This is a genomic window from Brevibacterium sanguinis (assembly GCF_003315415.1).
GTDB lineage: Bacteria > Actinomycetota > Actinomycetes > Actinomycetales > Brevibacteriaceae > Brevibacterium > Brevibacterium celere_A.
The window spans coordinates 1-17,189 of sequence record NZ_QNSB01000005.1 but is presented as its reverse complement, the minus strand read 5'-3'; the positions used below and the strand labels follow the sequence as shown (position 1 = coordinate 17,189).

12 protein-coding genes are annotated in these 17,189 nt (G+C 67.8%); 2 read left to right on the top strand and 10 right to left on the bottom strand.

Annotated elements, in window-relative coordinates:
* Positions 1-35 precede the first annotated feature (35 nt).
* The 5 genes from DFO65_RS08135 to DFO65_RS08115 form a co-directional block, all read right to left on the bottom strand.
* Positions 36-401: a DUF4233 domain-containing protein gene (locus DFO65_RS08135; RefSeq protein ID WP_113903941.1), complete on the bottom strand. Its 366-nt coding sequence runs from the start codon at positions 399-401 to the stop codon at positions 36-38.
* Entirely contained in the window at positions 398-1,807 is a 1,410-nt protein-coding gene (locus DFO65_RS08130) for a bifunctional folylpolyglutamate synthase/dihydrofolate synthase (RefSeq protein WP_113903940.1), read from the bottom strand. The genes DFO65_RS08135 and DFO65_RS08130 overlap by 4 nt, the downstream gene beginning before the upstream one ends.
* Complete coding sequence (gene ileS / locus DFO65_RS08125; RefSeq protein WP_181778674.1) at positions 1,804-5,070, bottom strand: isoleucine--tRNA ligase; 3,267 nt, start codon at positions 5,068-5,070, stop codon at positions 1,804-1,806. The genes DFO65_RS08130 and ileS overlap by 4 nt, the downstream gene beginning before the upstream one ends.
* 420 nt (positions 5,071-5,490) lie before the next feature.
* A complete protein-coding gene (locus DFO65_RS08120) occupies positions 5,491-6,243 on the bottom strand; it encodes an SDR family oxidoreductase (RefSeq protein ID WP_113903939.1) in 753 nt (250 codons plus the stop codon).
* Positions 6,244-6,321: 78 nt separating this feature from the next.
* The gene (locus DFO65_RS08115; protein WP_245940552.1) at positions 6,322-7,377 is read right to left on the bottom strand and encodes an acyltransferase; all 1,056 of its coding nucleotides are present in this window, start codon (positions 7,375-7,377) and stop codon (positions 6,322-6,324) included.
* Positions 7,378-7,510: 133 nt separating this feature from the next.
* Here DFO65_RS08115 and valS point away from each other — a divergent pair, with 133 nt between their 5' ends.
* Together valS and DFO65_RS08105 are read left to right on the top strand one after the other, a co-directional pair.
* Complete coding sequence (valS, locus tag DFO65_RS08110) at positions 7,511-10,150, top strand: valine--tRNA ligase (protein WP_113903937.1); 2,640 nt, start codon at positions 7,511-7,513, stop codon at positions 10,148-10,150.
* 214 nt (positions 10,151-10,364) lie between these two features.
* Positions 10,365-11,054 carry an AIM24 family protein gene (locus DFO65_RS08105; RefSeq protein WP_113903936.1) on the top strand — a complete coding sequence of 230 codons (690 nt, stop codon included), beginning with the start codon at positions 10,365-10,367 and terminating at the stop codon, positions 11,052-11,054.
* A 113-nt stretch (positions 11,055-11,167) separates the two neighbouring features.
* Here DFO65_RS08105 and DFO65_RS08100 read toward each other — a convergent pair whose 3' ends face one another.
* From DFO65_RS08100 to tig, 5 genes are all read right to left on the bottom strand, one after another.
* Positions 11,168-12,427 carry an MFS transporter gene (locus DFO65_RS08100; RefSeq protein ID WP_113903935.1) on the bottom strand — a complete coding sequence of 420 codons (1,260 nt, stop codon included), beginning with the start codon at positions 12,425-12,427 and terminating at the stop codon, positions 11,168-11,170.
* A gap of 53 nt (positions 12,428-12,480) precedes the next feature.
* Positions 12,481-13,767 (bottom strand): ATP-dependent Clp protease ATP-binding subunit ClpX, encoded by a 1,287-nt coding sequence (gene clpX / locus DFO65_RS08095; protein ID WP_113903934.1) that lies wholly within the window; start codon positions 13,765-13,767, stop codon positions 12,481-12,483.
* A gap of 184 nt (positions 13,768-13,951) precedes the next feature.
* Entirely contained in the window at positions 13,952-14,593 is a 642-nt protein-coding gene (locus DFO65_RS08090) for an ATP-dependent Clp protease proteolytic subunit (protein WP_113903933.1), read from the bottom strand.
* Between the two features lie 26 nt (positions 14,594-14,619).
* On the bottom strand, positions 14,620-15,216 hold the full coding sequence (locus DFO65_RS08085) for an ATP-dependent Clp protease proteolytic subunit (protein ID WP_113903932.1): 597 nt from the start codon (positions 15,214-15,216) through the stop codon (positions 14,620-14,622).
* Positions 15,217-15,419: 203 nt separating this feature from the next.
* On the bottom strand, positions 15,420-16,808 hold the full coding sequence (gene tig / locus DFO65_RS08080; RefSeq protein ID WP_113903931.1) for a trigger factor: 1,389 nt from the start codon (positions 16,806-16,808) through the stop codon (positions 15,420-15,422).
* Between the last annotated feature and the right edge of the window lie 381 nt (positions 16,809-17,189).

Here is a 17,189-nt window from a genome sequence, read left to right as displayed (position 1 = left end):
GGTTGCGGTTGTGATTTCGGTGGGGCTCTGGCGCCTCAGGAGCGCTGCGCGACCTCCCGGTCGATGCGTGCCGACCAGTAGACGGCCACGGCCCACAGGGCGATGAACATCGCCGCGACGAAGAACATCGCGCTGACGACGAAGCCCGACGCCAGGAGCAGGACCTGGACGATCCACCCGAGGACGACCCCGGGTCGTCGCTGTCCGATCCGTCGCGGCAGCAGGACCACCGCGGCGATGGCGAGAACGGCGACCGCCGAGGCGCCGATGAGCAGCTGCCCCAGGCCGAGGGTCTCGGCGGCCTTGACCTCGAGCCCGTAGGCCGTGAGCACGGCGAAGTAGACGACGACGAGCTCGCAGATGAGGATCGAGCCGCAGAGGACGGGGTACTTCGACTTCATTCGGCGCTCTCCCTGCCCAGGAGCACCCGGGCCTCGGCGACGGTGTACAGCGAACCGGTGACGACGATCCCCGGCCGCGACGACCCCGACTCGTTCGCCAGGTCGATGGCCTTCATCAGGGCGGCGTTGAGGTCGGGGGTCTCGATGACGTCGTCCTCGTCGACCCATTCGCGGGCCGCCTCGGCGAGGTCGTGTGCGCTCAGCGCACGGTCGGAGATGACCTCGCTGACGACGAGGACGTCGGCGCTGCGGTGGAGCGCCTCGAGGACGCCGTGGGCATCCTTGTCGGCGAGCATCGCGAGGACGAGCACCGTGTAGTCGAAGTCGAAGGCCTCGGCGATGGTCTCGGCGAGCACGTGCGCGGCGTCGGGGTTGTGGGCTCCGTCGACGAGCACCGCCGGGCCGGTGCGGACCAGCTCCGCGCGTCCCGGCGAGGTGACATGGCTGAACCCCTCGGCGACGGTGTCACGGTCCAACGGCTTGTCGTCATCGGACAGGAACGCCTCGGCGGCCACGAGGGCCACCGCCGCATTGTGCGCCTGATGGACCCCGTGCAGGGGCAGGAACAGATCCGAGTAGACGTCGCGGATGCCCTGGACGCTGATGAGCTGACCGTCGACGGCCTGCTGCCGATCGAGGAGCCTGAACGCCCGGTCCTCGACGAGCGCGGGCACGCCGCGGCGAGCCGTCTCGGCGTCGAGGACCTCGAGCGCCTCATCGTCCTGAGCGCCGATGACGGCGACCGGGTGGGGGGCCGGGGTGTCGGCGATGCTGCGGTTGAGGATCCCCGCCTTGGTCGCGGCGATCTCGGCGAGGGTGTCGCCGAGGAACTTCTGATGATCGAGGCCGACCCTGGTGAAGACGCAGACCTCGGCGTCGGCGACGTTCGTCGAGTCCCATTCCCCGCCCATCCCCACCTCGGCGACGACGACGTCGACGGGGGCGTCGGCGAACACCGCGAAGGCGAGGACGGTCAGCGCCTCGAAGAAGGTCAGCCGGTTCCGGCCCGCGGCGCTGAGCTCGGCGTCGACGATCTCGAGGTAGGGCCGGATCTCGTCGTGGATGCGCACGAAGTCCGCGGCGGCGATCGGCGCCGCGTCGACCCGCACCCGCTCGGTGACCGAATGGAGGTGCGGGCTCGTGAAGAGGCCCACCCGCAGGTCATGGGCGGAGACGATCGCCTCGATCATCCGCCCCGTCGACGTCTTCCCGTTCGTCCCCGTCACCATGATCACGGGGGCGGCCCGGTGGATGTCGCCGAGGAGCTCGCAGGCCCGGCGGGTCGCGTCGAGGCGGACCTCGACCTGGGTCTCCCCCGCCCGCGCCAGCAGTTCGGCCCACACCCGCGCGAGGTCGGCCGCGGAGCCCTCGTCGGTCGGGCCGGCCGTGTCCCTGTCGGCGCTCATGCCCGGCTCACCGCGATCCGGGTCCCGCCCGGCAGCTCCTCGGGGGCGAAGACGCCCTCGCGGCCGTCGAGCGGCGCGAAGCCGAGCTCCGTCGTCAGGGTCTCGGCGGCGATGAGGTCGCGGTGCGCCTCGAGCGCCGAGGTGACTGCCGCGTCCGCCTCGATGACGACGGTGATGCGGTCGGAGATGTGCAGGTCGAGCTGCTTGCGGATGCCCTGGATGGCGCGCACGGTGTCACGCGCCACGCCCTCGGCCTCGAGTTCGGGAGTCACGCGGGTGTCGAGCGCGAGGAAGCCCGAGTCGAGGGGGGCGAGCTCCATCCCCTCGGTGCCGGACTCGGCGACCGACTCCAGGGTGTACTCGCCGGCGACGAGGGCGATCCCGCCGCTGGTCACGGTGCCGTCGGCGGCGATCGACCAGTCGCCGGACTTCGCCGCCCGGATCACCTGCTGCACCTGCTTGCCCAGTCGGGGTCCGGCGGCCCGGGCGTTGACGACGAGGTTCTGCGAGAGCGAGAACCCGGCGGTCTCCGCCTCGGCGGTGTCGAGGACCTCGACCGCGCGGACGTTGAGCTCGTCGGCGATGATGTCGGTGAACTCGGCGGGAAGCGGCGTGTCGCCGGCGACGATGAGCCTGTTCAGCGGCAGGCGCACGCGCAGCCGGTTGGCCTTGCGCACCGACGAGGCGGTCGAGCAGATGTCGCGGGTGAGGTCCATCGCCTCGACGAGCTCGGCGTCGGCCGGGAACAGGTCGGCGTCGGGGTAGTCGGCGAGGTGGACGGAGCGCTCCCCGGTCAGGCCGCGGTAGATCTCCTCGGTCGTGAAGGGCAGCAGCGGCGCCGCGACGCGGCAGAACGCCTCGAGGCACGTGTGGAACACGTCGAAGGACTCGTGGGTCTCGGGGGTGCCGTCCCAGAAGCGGCGACGCGAGCGGCGCACGTACCAGTTGGTGAGCATGTCGAGGTGGGAGCGGACGAGGTCGCAGGCGGCCCAGATGTCGAGGCCCTCCATCGCCTCGGCGAAGCTGCTGATGAGATCGTGCGTCTTCGCGAGCAGGTAGCGGTCGAGCACCTGGGTCGAGTCGTAGCGCGCCTGTGCCCGGTATCCCGGGTTCCCGCCCTCGCCGCCGTCCGCGGCGTTGGCGTAGGTCGCGAAGAACTGCCACGTGTTCCACAGGGGCAGCACGACCTGGCGGACGCCGTCGCGGATGCCCTGCTCGGTGACGACGAGGTTGCCTCCGCGCAGGATCGACGAGGCCATGAGGAACCAGCGCATCGCGTCGGAGCCGTCGCGGTGGAAGACCTCGTTGACGTCGGGGTAGTTGCGCAGCGACTTCGACATCTTCTGCCCGTCGGAGCCGAGCACGATGCCGTGGGAGATGCAGTTCGTGAACGCAGGGCGGTCGAAGATCGCGGTGGCCAGGACGTGGAGCAGGTAGAACCAGCCGCGGGTCTGTCCGACGTACTCGACGATGAAGTCGGCGGGGAAGTGGTTGTCGAACCACTCCGAGTTCTCGAACGGATAGTGGACCTGGGCGTAGCTCATCGACCCGGAGTCGAACCACACGTCGAAGATCTCCGGGATCCGGCGCATCGTCGACTTCCCCGTGGGATCGTCCGGGTTGGGGCGGGTGAGGTCGTCGACCCAGGGACGGTGGAGGTCGACCTCTCCCCTGTCGTTGACCGGGAGCCGTCCGAAGTCGGCCTCGATCTCGGCGAGCGAGCCGTAGACGTCGGTGCGCGGGTAGGTGGGATCGTCGGAGACCCACACGGGGATCGGTGAGCCCCAGAATCGGTTGCGCGAGATCGACCAGTCCCGGGCGTTCTCGAGCCATTTGCCGAACTGGCCGTGCTTGACGTTCTCGGGCACCCAGTTGATCTGCTCGTTGAGCTCGATCATCCGGTCCTTGAACTCGGTGACGCGGACGAACCAGGAGGACACGGCGCGGTAGATCAGCGGGTTGCGGCAGCGCCAGCAGTGCGGGTAGGAGTGCTCGTAGGATTCGTGGCGGACGAGCAGGGCGCTGCGGCCGGCCAGCGGACCGGTGTGGTCGCGCAGGTCCCTGATGATCGCCTTGTTGGCGTCGAAGACCTGCTGGCCCTGGTAGTCGGGAACGCCTCCGTCGAAGCAGCCGGCGTCGTCGACGGGACGGGCCGCGGTGATGCCGTAGGCGTCGGTGAGCTCCTTGTCCTCCTCACCGAAGGCCGGCGACTGGTGGACGATGCCGGTGCCTTCCTCGGTGGTGACGAACCGGGCCTCGAGGATCGTGTGCATGGCGTCGCCGAACTCGTCCTGCCGGCCCTCGTAGTAGGGGAACGGCGGTTCGTAGGCGCGGCCGAGCAGCTCGGAGGACGGGAAGGTGCGCAGCACCTCGGGATTCTCCCCCAGCTCACGGGCGTAGGCGGACAGGCGTGCCTCGGCGAGGATGAGGGTCTTGCCCTGCAGCTGGGCGGATCCGTCGGGACCCGGGACGACGGCGGCCAGGGTGATGTCGGGGTTGACGGCGACGGCCTGGTTCGAGGGCACGGTCCACGGCGTCGTGGTCCAGATGAGGACCCATTCGTCGGAGTCCCTCAGCTTGTACCCGATGGTCACGGCCGGGTCCTGACGGGACTTGTAGACGTCGTCGTCCATGCGCAGCTCATGGCTCGACAGCGGGGTCTGGTCCTTCCAGCAGTAGGGCAGGACGCGGTAGCCCTCGTAGACGAGGCCCTTGTCCCACAGCTGTTTGAACGCCCAGATGACGCTCTCCATGTACTCGACGTTGAGCGTCTTGTAGTCGTTGTCGAAGTCGACCCAGCGGCCCTGCCTGGTGACGTACTCCTCCCACTCCTTCGTGTACTTGAGCACCGAGGAGCGGCAGGCGTCGTTGAAGGCGGCGAGCCCCATGCGCCCGATCTCGGACTTGTCCGTGATCCCCAGCTGGCGTTCGGCCTCGAGCTCGGCGGGCAGGCCGTGGGTGTCCCAGCCGAAACGACGGTCGACCTTCTTCCCGCGCATGGTCTGGAAGCGGGGGACGACGTCCTTGACGTAGCCGGTGAGCAGATGGCCGTAGTGGGGCAGGCCGTTGGCGAAGGGAGGGCCGTCGTAGAAGACGAACTCGTTGGCGCCGTTCTCGCCCGCATCGCGCTGATCGACCGAGGCCTGGAAGGTGCCGTCCTGCTTCCAGTACTCGAGCACGGCCTCCTCGATCGCCGGGAAGTTCGGCGAGGCACTGAGGCCGAAGGCTGAGGTCGAGGCCTTGGGGTACATCGGTTGCGTCATGAGCGTCCTTCGGGTTCGCAGCGGTCACTGTCGCGAGGACGACTGACGCCGCGGTACCACCTCGCTTATCCGCACCGGCCTCCCGGTGGGGAGGGTCGGCGAGCGGATCGCTCATTGACGGACGATGACGGGTCCACCCGTCCGGTTCTACTGAGTGCCCGCTGCTCGTCCCCATCGTCCCACCTCGCCGAGGTGGGGGTTCCTTGTCGCCGAGGTGGAGGAGGGAATGTGGGCACTGTTCTTCCGGATGCTCCCCGGTGATGGCCGGATCATCGCATGCTCGATTCTACCGCCTTCGCCGAGAGTGCACCAATGCGCCGAGGGTGCAGCTCGGGCGCGAGGTGTGCCCTCGGCGGATCGGTGTGCCGTCGTCCGGTCAGTGCGCTCTCGGCGGACCGGCGCACTCGCGGCGCGGGCGGCTCACAGCCCCTGGTGGCGGGCCACCTTGTGCTGGGCGGCCTGGGCGATGGGCCTGATGACCATGAAGTCGACGTTGAAGTGGTGCGGGCGGGTCAGGGTGTAGACGACGGCATCGGCGACGTCGTCGGCCGTCAGCGGGTTCTCCACCCCTTCGTAGACCTTGTCGGCGAGCTCCTGGCTGCCCACCCGCTTGCGTGTGAACTCCTCGGTGGCGACCATGCCGGGAGCGATCTCGATGACGCGGACCGGTTCGCCGCAGAGCTCGAGGCGCAGGGTCGCCGCGATCGAGTGGGTGCCGTGCTTGGCGGCGACGTACCCGCCTCCGCCCTCATAGGCCTGGTGGCCGGCGGTCGAGGACATGACGACGATGTCACCTCGACCAGACTCGATGAGCGCCGGCAGGAACGCCTTGACGACCCGCAGGACCCCGAGGACGTTGATGTCGTACATGTCGCGCCACCCCTCGACGGACGCCTCGGCGACGGAATCGGTGCCGAAGGCCGCGCCCGCGTTCGCGACGAGCGAGTGGACGGGTCCGGAGGCGAGCACCTCGGCGGCCAGCGCCGCCACGGCGTCGTCATCGGTGAGGTCGGCGGCGAACCAGCTCGCCCCCGTCTCCTCGGCGAGCGCCTTCAGCTTGTCCTCGCGGCGGGCCACCGCCACGACATCCCATCCGAGTTCGCGCAGCCGGCGCACGGTGGCCGCGCCGATTCCCGAGCTGGCTCCGGTGACAACTGCTCTCAGTGCTTCCATCATCGTCCCCCTTGAGAGTGCGGATCGTTCCTGATCACGGTCAGTGTACGTTTTCCCTCCGCCGCCTGCAGACCGGGCTCAGCCGGTGGGCCGGCGCGGCGCGGGCCGCGGCTCGCCGCGGGTGTGGGGATTGCGCGGGCCGCCCTCGCCGAACACCGCCCGCACCCCGGGGATCTTCACCGCCAGCCACGTGATCGCGACGCAGATGACGGTGTAGACGAACGGCATGACGAATGCGTGCATGAGGACTCCGGGCACCGTATCCGGCAGCCCGATGGCGTTGCGCAGGGGGTAGAGGATGAGCGGGTGGAGGAGGAACACCCCGAAGGAGAACGGGTAGAGGATGTGGAGCAGCGTGAAGCCGTGGCGCATGTGGTGGTGGAGGAGCAGGTAGGCCGACAGCGACATGACGACCACTCCCGGCGCCAGGTACTCGTAGGGGAACAGCCACGGCTTCTCCCCCGGCCCGAAGCCGGCCCACAGCGCCGTCAGGACGATGGACCCGATGAGGGCGCACCAGGCGAGCGCCGCACCGCGGGTGGAGATGACGACGTCGCGGAGCACCCAGCCGAGGATGTAGAACCCGGCCATCGGCAGGAAGCGGGTGGCGATGTTGGCCTCCCCCACCTCGGCGACCATGCTCACCCACTGGTCGAGCATGCCGATGCCGAGGAAGATCAGCCCTGTCCCCCACTGCAGGCGGCGGGAGCCGTGGACGCTGAGGAGCCGGAAGAACGGGGTGAGCAGGGTGAGACCGGCGAGGACGTAGAGGAAGTAGAGCTGGACGAACGGGGACCCGGTGAGGATCGCGGCGAAGGGGTCCCAGTCGCTGTCGGGAGGCAGCAGGTAGTACCGGCGGAAGGCGACGTAGACGACCGTCCAGAACACGAGCGGGATGCCGATGCGCCACACGCGCTTGCTGAGGAACTTCCGTGGCACGTTGCCGCGCTCGGGGTCCATGGCCAGGGCGCCGGAGATCATGATGAACACCGGCACCGACCACCGGCATGCCGAATCGACGGCGTTGGCGACCCACCAGTCGGGTCCCATCGAGGCGAACCTCTGCTCGACGACCGTGCCGAGGGAATGGATGGCGACGACTGCGATGATCGCGAAGGACCGTGCCGGATTCATCCAGGCGGTCGACGTGGGCGGCAAGTTCTCCGATCGGATCCTGTCCAGTGGCGACATGCTCCGATCTTCTCACGCGACCAGGAGCCCCGGCACGGTTTGGCGACAGCCAGACGGGGTGAGAAGATCAACAGTTATGAACTCACCTGCCTATTCGGACTCGCCGCACGAGTCAGTGAACCTGCCGGACAGACCGGCTCTGGAAGGCCTTCGGGACAAGTGGGATGCCGCCTGGTCCGAATCCGGGGTCTACTCCTTCGACGTCGACACCGATCGCGAGCAGGTCTATTCGATCGACACGCCTCCGCCGACCGCCTCGGGGTCCCTGCACGTCGGTCACGTCTTCTCCTACACGCAGACCGACATCATCGCCCGTTACCAGCGGATGCTCGGCAAGAACGTGTTCTACCCGCTGGGCTGGGACGACAACGGCCTGCCCACCGAACGGCGGGTGCAGAACTACTACGGCGTGACCTGTGACCCCTCACAGGCCTACGATCCCGACTTCGAGCCCCCGGCGAAACCGGCGAAGAACTCCCGCGATTTCGTCAAGGTCTCCCGCCAGAACTTCATCGAACTGTGCGAGCGCCTCTCCGCCGAGGACGAGCAGGTGTTCGAGGACCTGTTCCGCTCGACCGGCCTCTCCGTCGACTGGTCCTACACCTACCGCACGATCGACGAGACGTCGCGGGCCGTGAGCCAGCGGGCGTTCCTCACCGACCTCGCCGGCGGCCACGCCTACTCCCAGGACGCTCCGACGATGTGGGACGTGACCTTCGGCACCGCCGTCGCGCAGGCCGAGCTCGAGGACCGGGAGAAGGAGGGCGCCTATCATCGGGTGAAGTTCCACCCGGAGGGCGCCGACGGCCTCGCCGATCCCGATGCCGAGCCGATCGTCATCGTCACCTCCCGGCCCGAGCTCATCCCGGCCGTCGTGGCGCTGGTCGCCCATCCCGACGACGAGCGCTACCAGCCCTACTTCGGCACCCGCGTCGTGTCCCCCCTGTTCGGCGTCGCCGTCGAGGTCCGGGCCCACGAGCTGGCGAAATCGGACAAGGGCACCGGCATCGCCATGGTCTGCACCTTCGGCGACCTCACCGACGTCACATGGTGGCGCGAGCTCGAGCTGCCGACCCGCGCCGTCGTCAACCGGGCGGGTCGGCTGAGCCTCGAGGTCCCCGACTGGATCGCGGACTCGCCGAAGCCCGATGCCCGGGCCAACTACGAGAAGCTCGCCGGGAAGACGACGTTCACCGCGCGCAAGGACATCGCCGAGATGCTCAAGGAGTCGGGCGACCTCGTCGGGGAGATCGAGACGATCACCCACCCGGTGCCCTTCTACGAGAAGGGCGACAAGCCGCTCGAGGTCGTCACCTCCCGACAGTGGTACATCCGCAACGGCGGACGGTCGGCCGAGCTGCGCGACGAGCTCATCGCCCGCGGCCGTGAGATCGACTGGCACCCGGCGTTCATGCGCTCCCGCTACGAGAACTGGGTCGAGAACCTCAACGGCGACTGGCTCGTCTCCCGCCAGCGCTACTTCGGCGTGCCGATCCCCCTGTGGTACCGCCTCGACGAGGAGGGCCGGCCGGACTACGAGAACCCGATCGTTCCCGAGTCCCTGCCCGTCGATCCCGTCGCCGAGGTGCCGGCCGGCTACACCGCCGACCAGCGTGACGTCCCCGGCGGGTTCACCGCCGACCCCGACGTCCTCGACACGTGGGCGACGTCGTCGCTGACCCCCCAGCTGCTCGGCGGGTGGAGCCGTGACGAGGACTTCTTCTCGAAGGTGTTCCCCTTCGACCTGCGACCGCAGGGCCACGACATCATCCGCACCTGGCTCTTCTCCACCGTCGTGCGGGCCAACTCGCTGAATCAGGCCGCTCCGTGGAAGCACGCCGGGCTCTCCGGCTGGATCCTCGACCCCGACCGGAAGAAGATGTCGAAGTCGAAGGGCAACGTCGTCGTGCCCTCCGACATCCTCGCCGAGGCGAAGCCCGGGTACGGCCCCGACGCCGTGCGATACTGGGCGGCCAGCGCCAAGCTCGGCGCGGACACCGCCTACGACGTCACGCAGATGCAGATCGGGCGCCGCCTGGCGATGAAGCTGCTCAACGCCTCGAAGTTCGCACTCGCCCAGGGCGTGCACGCGGGGCTCGTCGGTCACGTGGGATCGGTCACCCACGAGCTCGACAAGGCGCTGCTCGTCAAGCTCGCCGAGGTCGTCTCCAGCGCCTCCGACCACATGGCCGTGTACGACTACGCGCATGCGCTGCGCGAGGCCGAGAGCTTCTTCTGGGAGTTCACCGACGACTACGTCGAGCTCGTCAAGGACAGGTCCTACGGCGGCGCCGGCGACGAGGACCGGATCTCGGCCCACGTCACCCTCGCCACCGCACTCGACGTGCTGCTGCGTCTGTTCGCACCGTTCATGCCCTTCGTCACCGAGGAGGTGTGGTCGTGGTGGAGGACCGGCTCGGTCCACCGCAGCCAGTGGCCCGGCCGCGAGCAGATCGTCAACCCGGACACCGCGGTGTCCGGTCAGCTGCTCTCCGACGTCGCCTCGGTGCTCAGTGAGATCCGGCGGGCGAAGTCCGAGGCCAAGGTCTCGCAGAAGACGCCCGTGCGCAGTGTGACGGTCGCGGCCCCCGCCCGGGTCATCTCGGCCCTCGACTCGGCCAAGGGCGACCTCGTCGCCGCAGGCCGGGTGCAGACTCTCCTCACCGAGGAGTCCGACGGGGAGATCTCGGTCTCCGGTATCGCCTTCGCCGACTGAGCGCCGACGGCGATTCGCTGATCACGACACGGGCCCGGGAGCTTCCCGGGCCCGTGTCGTGTCGGTGGGGCATCCGGTTCTCCGGGCACTCGGCCCGGACATGTTTCAGGTTCAGCACAGGTTTCTGCGCTGCTCGCCCGCCGATCCGTGGTTACATGGGTTCGGTGAGGATGAGGCAGAGGGCCCGTCCTCCACGTCAGAAAGGCTTTGAGTCATGAGAAGTGAGCTCTTTTCGCAGCGCAACGCAGAGGTCCAGAACCAGGAGCGCTGGACGCTGCAGTCGAAGAAGATGCTGCGGACGGTGATCACCCCCAACGCACCGATGATCGCCACCAAGGGCGCCATGGTCGCCTATCAGGGCGACGTGCGCTTCTCCCATCAGGGGTCGAAGTCGGTCGGGCAGTTCATGAAGAAGGCGGCGACGGGTGAGGGCGGCAACGTCATGCGCGTCGAGGGCCACGGCGAGGTCTTCTTCGCCCGCGAGGCCTCGGACATCTTCATGATGGCCATGGAGGGGCCCCAGGACGCCCTGACCGTGAACACCGCGAACCTCCTCGCCTTCGACGACGCCCTGGCGTGGGAGATCAAGCGCATCAAGGGCGGTGTCGGTGCCATGGTCAGCGGCTCGGGACTGTTCAACCTCGAGCTCAGCGGGGTCGGCACCGCGGCCATCTGCTGCAAGGGCGAGCCGATGGTCCTCGACTGCTCGCAGCAGCCGACGTTCGTCGATCCCCAGTCGGCCGTGTGCTGGTCGTCGGCGCTGGCGCCGCAGATCAAGACCGATGTCAGCGTGGGAACGTTCTTCGGTCGCGGTTCCGGCGAATCGGTGCAGCTGGCGTTCCACGGCCCCGGCTTCGTCGTCGTCCAGCCCGCGGAGAACACGGTCGTCACCGCCCCGGCCTGAAGGACGGACGCCGCGGACTCGTCATCGGGCGGCGGGTCCGACGGCGGTCTGCTCGACCTCTTCGACGTCTGAGGCGTGCGACCGGCGACTCTCCTCAGCCGGCGCGTCCCTCCTCACCCGCGATTGACGCGGTATCGCCGGAACGCGGGGAAGGCCAGCGCACAGGCGAGGACGAGCACGATGACGAGGAGGCCGCCGCCCGCGGTGGCGACGGTCGTCGAAGTCACCTCAGCGGCGGCTCCATGGAGGACGTCGGCGATGCGCGGACCGCCGGCCACGACGACGATGAAGACGCCCTGCATCCGCCCCCGCATGTCGTCGGTCGCCGCCTCCTGGAGCATCGTCGAGCGGAACGCCGCCGAGATGATGTCGGCTCCCCCGCCGAGTGCGAGTCCGAACAGCGCGGTGCACAGCGCCAGCGTCCAGAAGCCCGCGGCGAATTCGAGCGAGAGACCGAACAGCGTCATCGCACCACCCCACACGATGATCGCGACGATGACGGCAAGTCCCTGGCGCTCGACCCGGGAGACCCAGCCGGAGAAGACCCCTGCGATCGCGCTGCCGGCGGCGAGGGCGGCGAAGAGCAGGGAGAACACGAGGCCTCCCTCGGGCGGGCCCCCGAACGTCTCCGTGGCGATCTGGGGGAACAGCGCCCGCGGCATCCCGAACACCATGGCGATGACGTCGACGAGGAGAGAGACCATGACGACGACGTTCGTTCCCAGGTAGCGGAACCCGTCGACGACTCCGCGCAGGCCCGACCGCGTGTGCGGCTGCTTCTCGGGCTCGAGGGAGGGAAGCCTGAGCACGGCGTAGAGCGTGGTCCCGAGGAACAGCGCGTCGAGGCAGTAGAGCAGCTGGTAGCCGAAGACGGGAATAAGTGCCCCGCCGATGACCGGTCCCGCGACCGCGCCGAGGGTCGCGACCGTCATGTTGAGCGAGTTCGCGGCCGGCAGCAGGCTCAGCGGCACGATAGTCGGCAGCAGGGCACCGCGCGCCGGCTGGTTGAGGCCGAAGAACGCCTGCTGCACGGCGAAGACGGAGAGCAGGAGCCAGACGTTGTCCGTGCCGACGAGAGCGAGGACGGCAAGGGCCACACTGGAGAGGATGAGCCCGAGCGTCGAGGCGATGAGCAGCTTCCGACGATCGATGACGTCGGCGAGAGAACCGCCCCAGAGGCCGAAGACGATGAGAGGCACCAGGCCGAAGATGCCGCTGAGTCCGACGTACCCCGAGGACCCGGTGATGTGGAAGATCTGGGCGGGAATCGCGACCACGGTCATCTGCGCTCCGAGCACAGTGACGATGTTGGCCGTCCACAGCCTCCGGTAGTCGGGGTATCTCAGGGGCCTGGTGTCGGCGAAGAGCCTCACAGACGCAGGGATTGACGGGTCACGGCGACGCTCACCTCATGCGGTTCGAGGCCTCACGCCGACTTCTTGGTCGTCCGGGCCTGGGTGCGGGGAATGAGGGTGGGGGCGACATTGCTCTCGACGACGTCCTTGGTCACGACCACCTCGGCGACGTCCTCGCGGGAGGGCACGTCGAACATGACGGGCTGGAGGACCTCCTCCATGATGGAGCGCAGTCCGCGGGCACCGGTTCCGCGCAGCAGGGCGAGGTCGGCGATCGCCTCGAGGGCGTCGGTCTCGAACCGCAGCTCGACGTTGTCGAACTCGAACATCCGCTGGTACTGCTTGACCAGCGCGTTCTTGGGCTCGGTGAGGATCGACATGAGCGCGGCCCGGTCGAGGTTCGAGACGGTCGCGAGCACGGGGAGCCGGCCGATGAATTCGGGGATCAGCCCGAACTTGAGCAGGTCCTCGGGCAGGATGTCGGCGTAGAGGTCCTCGTCGTCGTTCTTCGACTGGAGGAGCGCGCCGAAGCCGATGCCGTGCTTGCCCTTGCGTCCGGCGACGATCTCCTCCATCCCGGCGAACGCCCCGGCGACGATGAAGAGCACGTTCGTCGTGTCGATCTGGAGGAAGTCCTGGTGCGGGTGCTTGCGTCCGCCCTGCGGCGGCACCGAGGCCTGGGTTCCCTCGAGGATCTTCAGCAGCGCCTGCTGCACTCCCTCACCGGAGACGTCGCGGGTGATCGACGGGTTCTCGGACTTGCGGGCGATCTTGTCGATCTCGTCGATGTAGATGATCCCGTGCTCGGCCCGGGCGATGTCGAAGTCCGCGGCCTGGATGAGCTTGAGGAGGATGTTCTCGACGTCTTCGCCGACGTAGCCGGCCTCCGTCAGGGCCGTGGCGTCGGCGACCGCGAACGGCACATTCAGCCTCTTGGCCAGGGTCTGGGCGAGGTAGGTCTTCCCCGAGCCGGTGGGTCCGACGAGGAGGATGTTCGACTTGGAGATCTCGACGTCGCCCTCGACCGCGCCCAGCGTCTTCGTGTCCTCGGCGCCGGTCAGGGCGCGAATGCGCTTGTAGTGGTTGTAGACCGCGACCGACAGGGCCCTCTTCGCGGGCTCCTGCCCGACGACGTACTCCTGGAGGAAGTCGAAGATCTCTCTGGGCTTGGGGAGCTCGAGCTCGGCGTGATCGCTCGTGGACTCGGTGAGCTCCTCTTCGATGATCTCGTTGCACAGCCCGATGCACTCATCGCAGATGTACACTCCGGGACCGGCGATGAGCTTCCGCACCTGCTTCTGGGACTTCCCACAGAAGTTGCATTTGAGCAGGTCTGCTCCGTCCGAACTGCGAGCCACTGTCACAACCTTTCGCCAGGGCGATCATCCCCAACTCTACCGCTCGTTTTTCCTCTACCTCAATAGCTTCCCACACGACCCTGACACTGCCGCAGCGGAAGGTCATACGGTGTGTCGCCGGCCGCGGGCGAGCGACACAGAGCGGGTCCGGACAGCCACCGGCCGTCCGGACCCGCTCGGGGACTCAGACTCCCTTGCGGGAGGTGAGCACCTGGTCGACGAGTCCGTAGTCCTTCGCCTGCTCGGCGGTGAGGAACAGATCCCGTTCGATGTCGTTGTTGACCTGCTCGGGAGACTTGTTCGAGTGCTTCGACAGGGTGTTCTCCAGCCACTGTCGCATGCGCAGGACCTCGGCGGCCTGGATCTCGATGTCCGAGGCCTGCCCCTGGCCCTGACCCTGCATCGCGGGCTGGTGGATGAGCACTCGCGCGTTCGGCAGGGCCAGGCGCTTGCCCGGGGCGCCGGCGGCGAGCAGGACCGCTGCCGCGGATGCGGCCTGGCCCAGGCACACGGTCTGGATCTCGGGCTTGATGTACTGCATCGTGTCGTAGATCGCGGTCAGCGCCGTGAAGGAGCCGCCGGGCGAGTTGATGTAGAGCGTGATGTCACGGTCGGGGTCCTGCGACTCGAGCACGAGCAGCTGGGCCATGACGTCGTCGGCACTCGTGTCGTCGACCTGCACGCCGAGGAAGATCACGCGATCCTCGAACAGCTTCGTGTAGGGGTCCTGGCGCTTGAAGCCGTACGGGGTGCGCTCTTCGAACTGCGGCATCACGTAGCGAGACTGCGGCATCTGACCGGCGGTCGACCCTGGCATAAAGTTCATACTGTTCATTCTTCCTTCGCTCGCACTCAGTTGTCGTTGACGTCGGACGAACGGGTCACCATCTTGTCGATGAAGCCGTACTCGAGCGCTTCCTCGGCGGTGAACCAGTGGTCGCGGTCGTTGTCCTTGAGGATCTGTTCGAGGGACTTGCCCGTCTGCTCGGCCGTGAGCTCGGCCATCTGCTTCTTCATGTGCAGGATGAGCTCGGCCTGGATCTTGATGTCCGTGGCGGTGCCGCCGATCCCGCCGAGGGGCTGGTGCATGAGGATGCGAGCATGCGGAGTCGCGTAGCGCTTGCCCTTGGCCCCGGAGGAGAGCAGGAACTGGCCCATCGACGCGGCCATGCCCATCGCCACGGTGGCGACATCGGGCTTGATGTACTGCATCGTGTCGTAGATCGCCATTCCGGCCGTGACCGATCCACCCGGCGAGTTGATGTAGAGCCAGATGTCCTTGTCCGGGTCCTCTGCCGCCAGCAGCATCATCTGGGCGCAGATCGCGTTGGCGTTGGAGTCACGCACTTCCGAGCCCAGCCAGATGATGCGCTCTTTGAGCAGGCGGTTGAAGATGTGGTCGTCAAGACCCATTCCCGCACCGGAATCGAGGCCGACTGGGGCTGTCATTTCATGTGCGCTCACGTTTCACTCCTGTTGGTTGGGTGGCTTGATATGGACTCTAACCGCTCGCCTGGGGGTTTTAGTCCGCGACAGCGCCCGTGTTCGCCGTCAGCGTGATCGGCGTCGGAGAGTGGGAGGCCGGGTGCGCGAACGGTGGGCACGGAATGATTCCGTACCCACCGTTCGTCGGTCGCCGAGGCGACGGGGAGTCACTTCTTCTCGTCGACCTCGACGGTGTCGTCGGAGTCGGCGTCGGCCTCGGCAGTGTCGGCAGCCTCGGCGGCGTCGGCCTGCTCGGCGTCGGCCTGCTCGGCGGCGTCACCGGGAGAGGTGAACTCCTCCATGTCGATGACGTTGCCCTCGGTGTCCTTGACGACGGCCTGGGCGAGGACGGCGGCCAGGGCCTTGCGGCGCGAGACCTCGCCGACCAGGGCGTTGACCTGACCCGAGCTGTCGAGCATCTGGGCGAACTCGTTGGGGTTCATCCCGTACTGCTGCGAGGCGGAGATGAGGTACTCGATGAGCTCGGGCTGGGTCACCTCGACCTGCTCGGCCTCGGCGATCGCATCGAGGATGAACTGCGTGCGCAGATTGCGCTCGGTCTCCTCGGTGACCTCCTGGCGGTGCTCGTCGTCGTCCGTGCGGTTTTCGGACTCGAGGTGACGCTCGACCTCGTCGGAGACGATCTTGGCCGGGACCGGCACGTCGAGGGTCTCGAGGAGGACCTCGAGGACCTTGTCGCGCGCCTCGGCGCCCTGAGCGAACTCCTTCTGCTTGGCGGCCTGCTCGCGCAGATCAGCGCGCAGCTCGTCGATCGTGTCGAACTCGCTGGCCAGCTGGGCGAAATCGTCGTCGGCGGCAGGAAGCTCGCGCTCCTTGACCGCCTTGACGGTGATCGTCACGGTGCCGGACTCGCCGGCGTGCTCGCCGCCGGCGAAGGTGGTCTCGAAGGTCGTGGTCTCCCCGGCGGAGAGGCCGTCGAGGGCCTCGTCCATGCCCTCGAGCATCGTGCCGGCGCCCACCTGGTAGGAGATGTCGGAGGCCGTGTCGATCTCCTCCTCGCCGATGTGGGCGACGAGATCGAGGGTGACGAAGTCGTCCTTCGCGGCAGGACGGTCCACCGCGGTGAGGGTGCCGAAGCGCGAGCGCAGCTGCTCGAGCTCGTTCTCGACGTCCTCGTCGGTGACCTCGATGGGGTCGACCTCGACGGAGATGGTGTCGTAGGCGGGCAGTTCGACGGTCGGGCGGACGTCAACCTCGACGGTGAAGCCCAGGTCACCGTCCTCGGTGCCGTCGAGACCGGGAACCTCGGAGATCTCGACCTCGGGCTGGCCCAGCGGGTTGATCTCGTTCTCCTCGACCGCCTGGCGGTAGAAGCCGTCGAGGCCGTTGTTGACGGCCTCCTGGATCACGGCGGGGCGGCCGATGCGCTGATCGATGATGCGGGCCGGGACCTTGCCCTTGCGGAATCCAGGAACAGTGACCTGTCCGCCGATGGTCCTGTACGCCTCGTCGACACTCGGCTTGAGTTCGGCGTAAGGGACTTCCACGCTGATCTTGACCCGGGTCGGGTCGAGGTGCTCGACGGAGCTCTTCACAGTGTGACCTTTCAATTTCGACAGTCATGCTTGGGCGGCCACGACGTGACCTGCAGGAAGGGAGGCGGCGTTGCCGGATCAGGCATCGTGCCACCGAACGCAGTCTCCAATCCTACGCGAACGCACGGCGAAAATACGAAATCGGCCCGCACTCGGGAGGATTGGGCGCGTGCGCGGGTGAGTCGATCAGCGGGCAGCCGGCGGCCGCCGACCCGCAGGACGACAGCGAAAAGCTCCAGCTCTCGCGAGGAGAACTGGAGCCGATCGGTCACGTGGAGGGGATGACGGTGTCCAGAGTCAGTACATCGTTGACAGCCCCGACAAGGACTTTTCTCCGTGATCATTGACCGATGAGTCGCGACATCATTGACAGACCCGGCA

Coding starts and splice junctions, on each gene's coding strand:
- DFO65_RS08135 (WP_113903941.1), bottom strand. CDS start 401: ATGAAGTCGAAGTACCCCGTCCTCTGCGGCTCGATCCTCATCTGCGAG.
- DFO65_RS08120 (WP_113903939.1), bottom strand. CDS start 6,243: ATGGAAGCACTGAGAGCAGTTGTCACCGGAGCCAGCTCGGGAATCGGC.
- DFO65_RS08105 (WP_113903936.1), top strand. CDS start 10,365: ATGAGAAGTGAGCTCTTTTCGCAGCGCAACGCAGAGGTCCAGAACCAG.
- valS (WP_113903937.1), top strand. CDS start 7,511: ATGAACTCACCTGCCTATTCGGACTCGCCGCACGAGTCAGTGAACCTG.
- DFO65_RS08115 (WP_245940552.1), bottom strand. CDS start 7,377: ATGAATCCGGCACGGTCCTTCGCGATCATCGCAGTCGTCGCCATCCAT.
- DFO65_RS08085 (WP_113903932.1), bottom strand. CDS start 15,216: ATGACAGCCCCAGTCGGCCTCGATTCCGGTGCGGGAATGGGTCTTGAC.
- ileS (WP_181778674.1), bottom strand. CDS start 5,070: ATGACGCAACCGATGTACCCCAAGGCCTCGACCTCAGCCTTCGGCCTC.
- DFO65_RS08090 (WP_113903933.1), bottom strand. CDS start 14,593: ATGAACTTTATGCCAGGGTCGACCGCCGGTCAGATGCCGCAGTCTCGC.
- DFO65_RS08130 (WP_113903940.1), bottom strand. CDS start 1,807: ATGAGCGCCGACAGGGACACGGCCGGCCCGACCGACGAGGGCTCCGCG.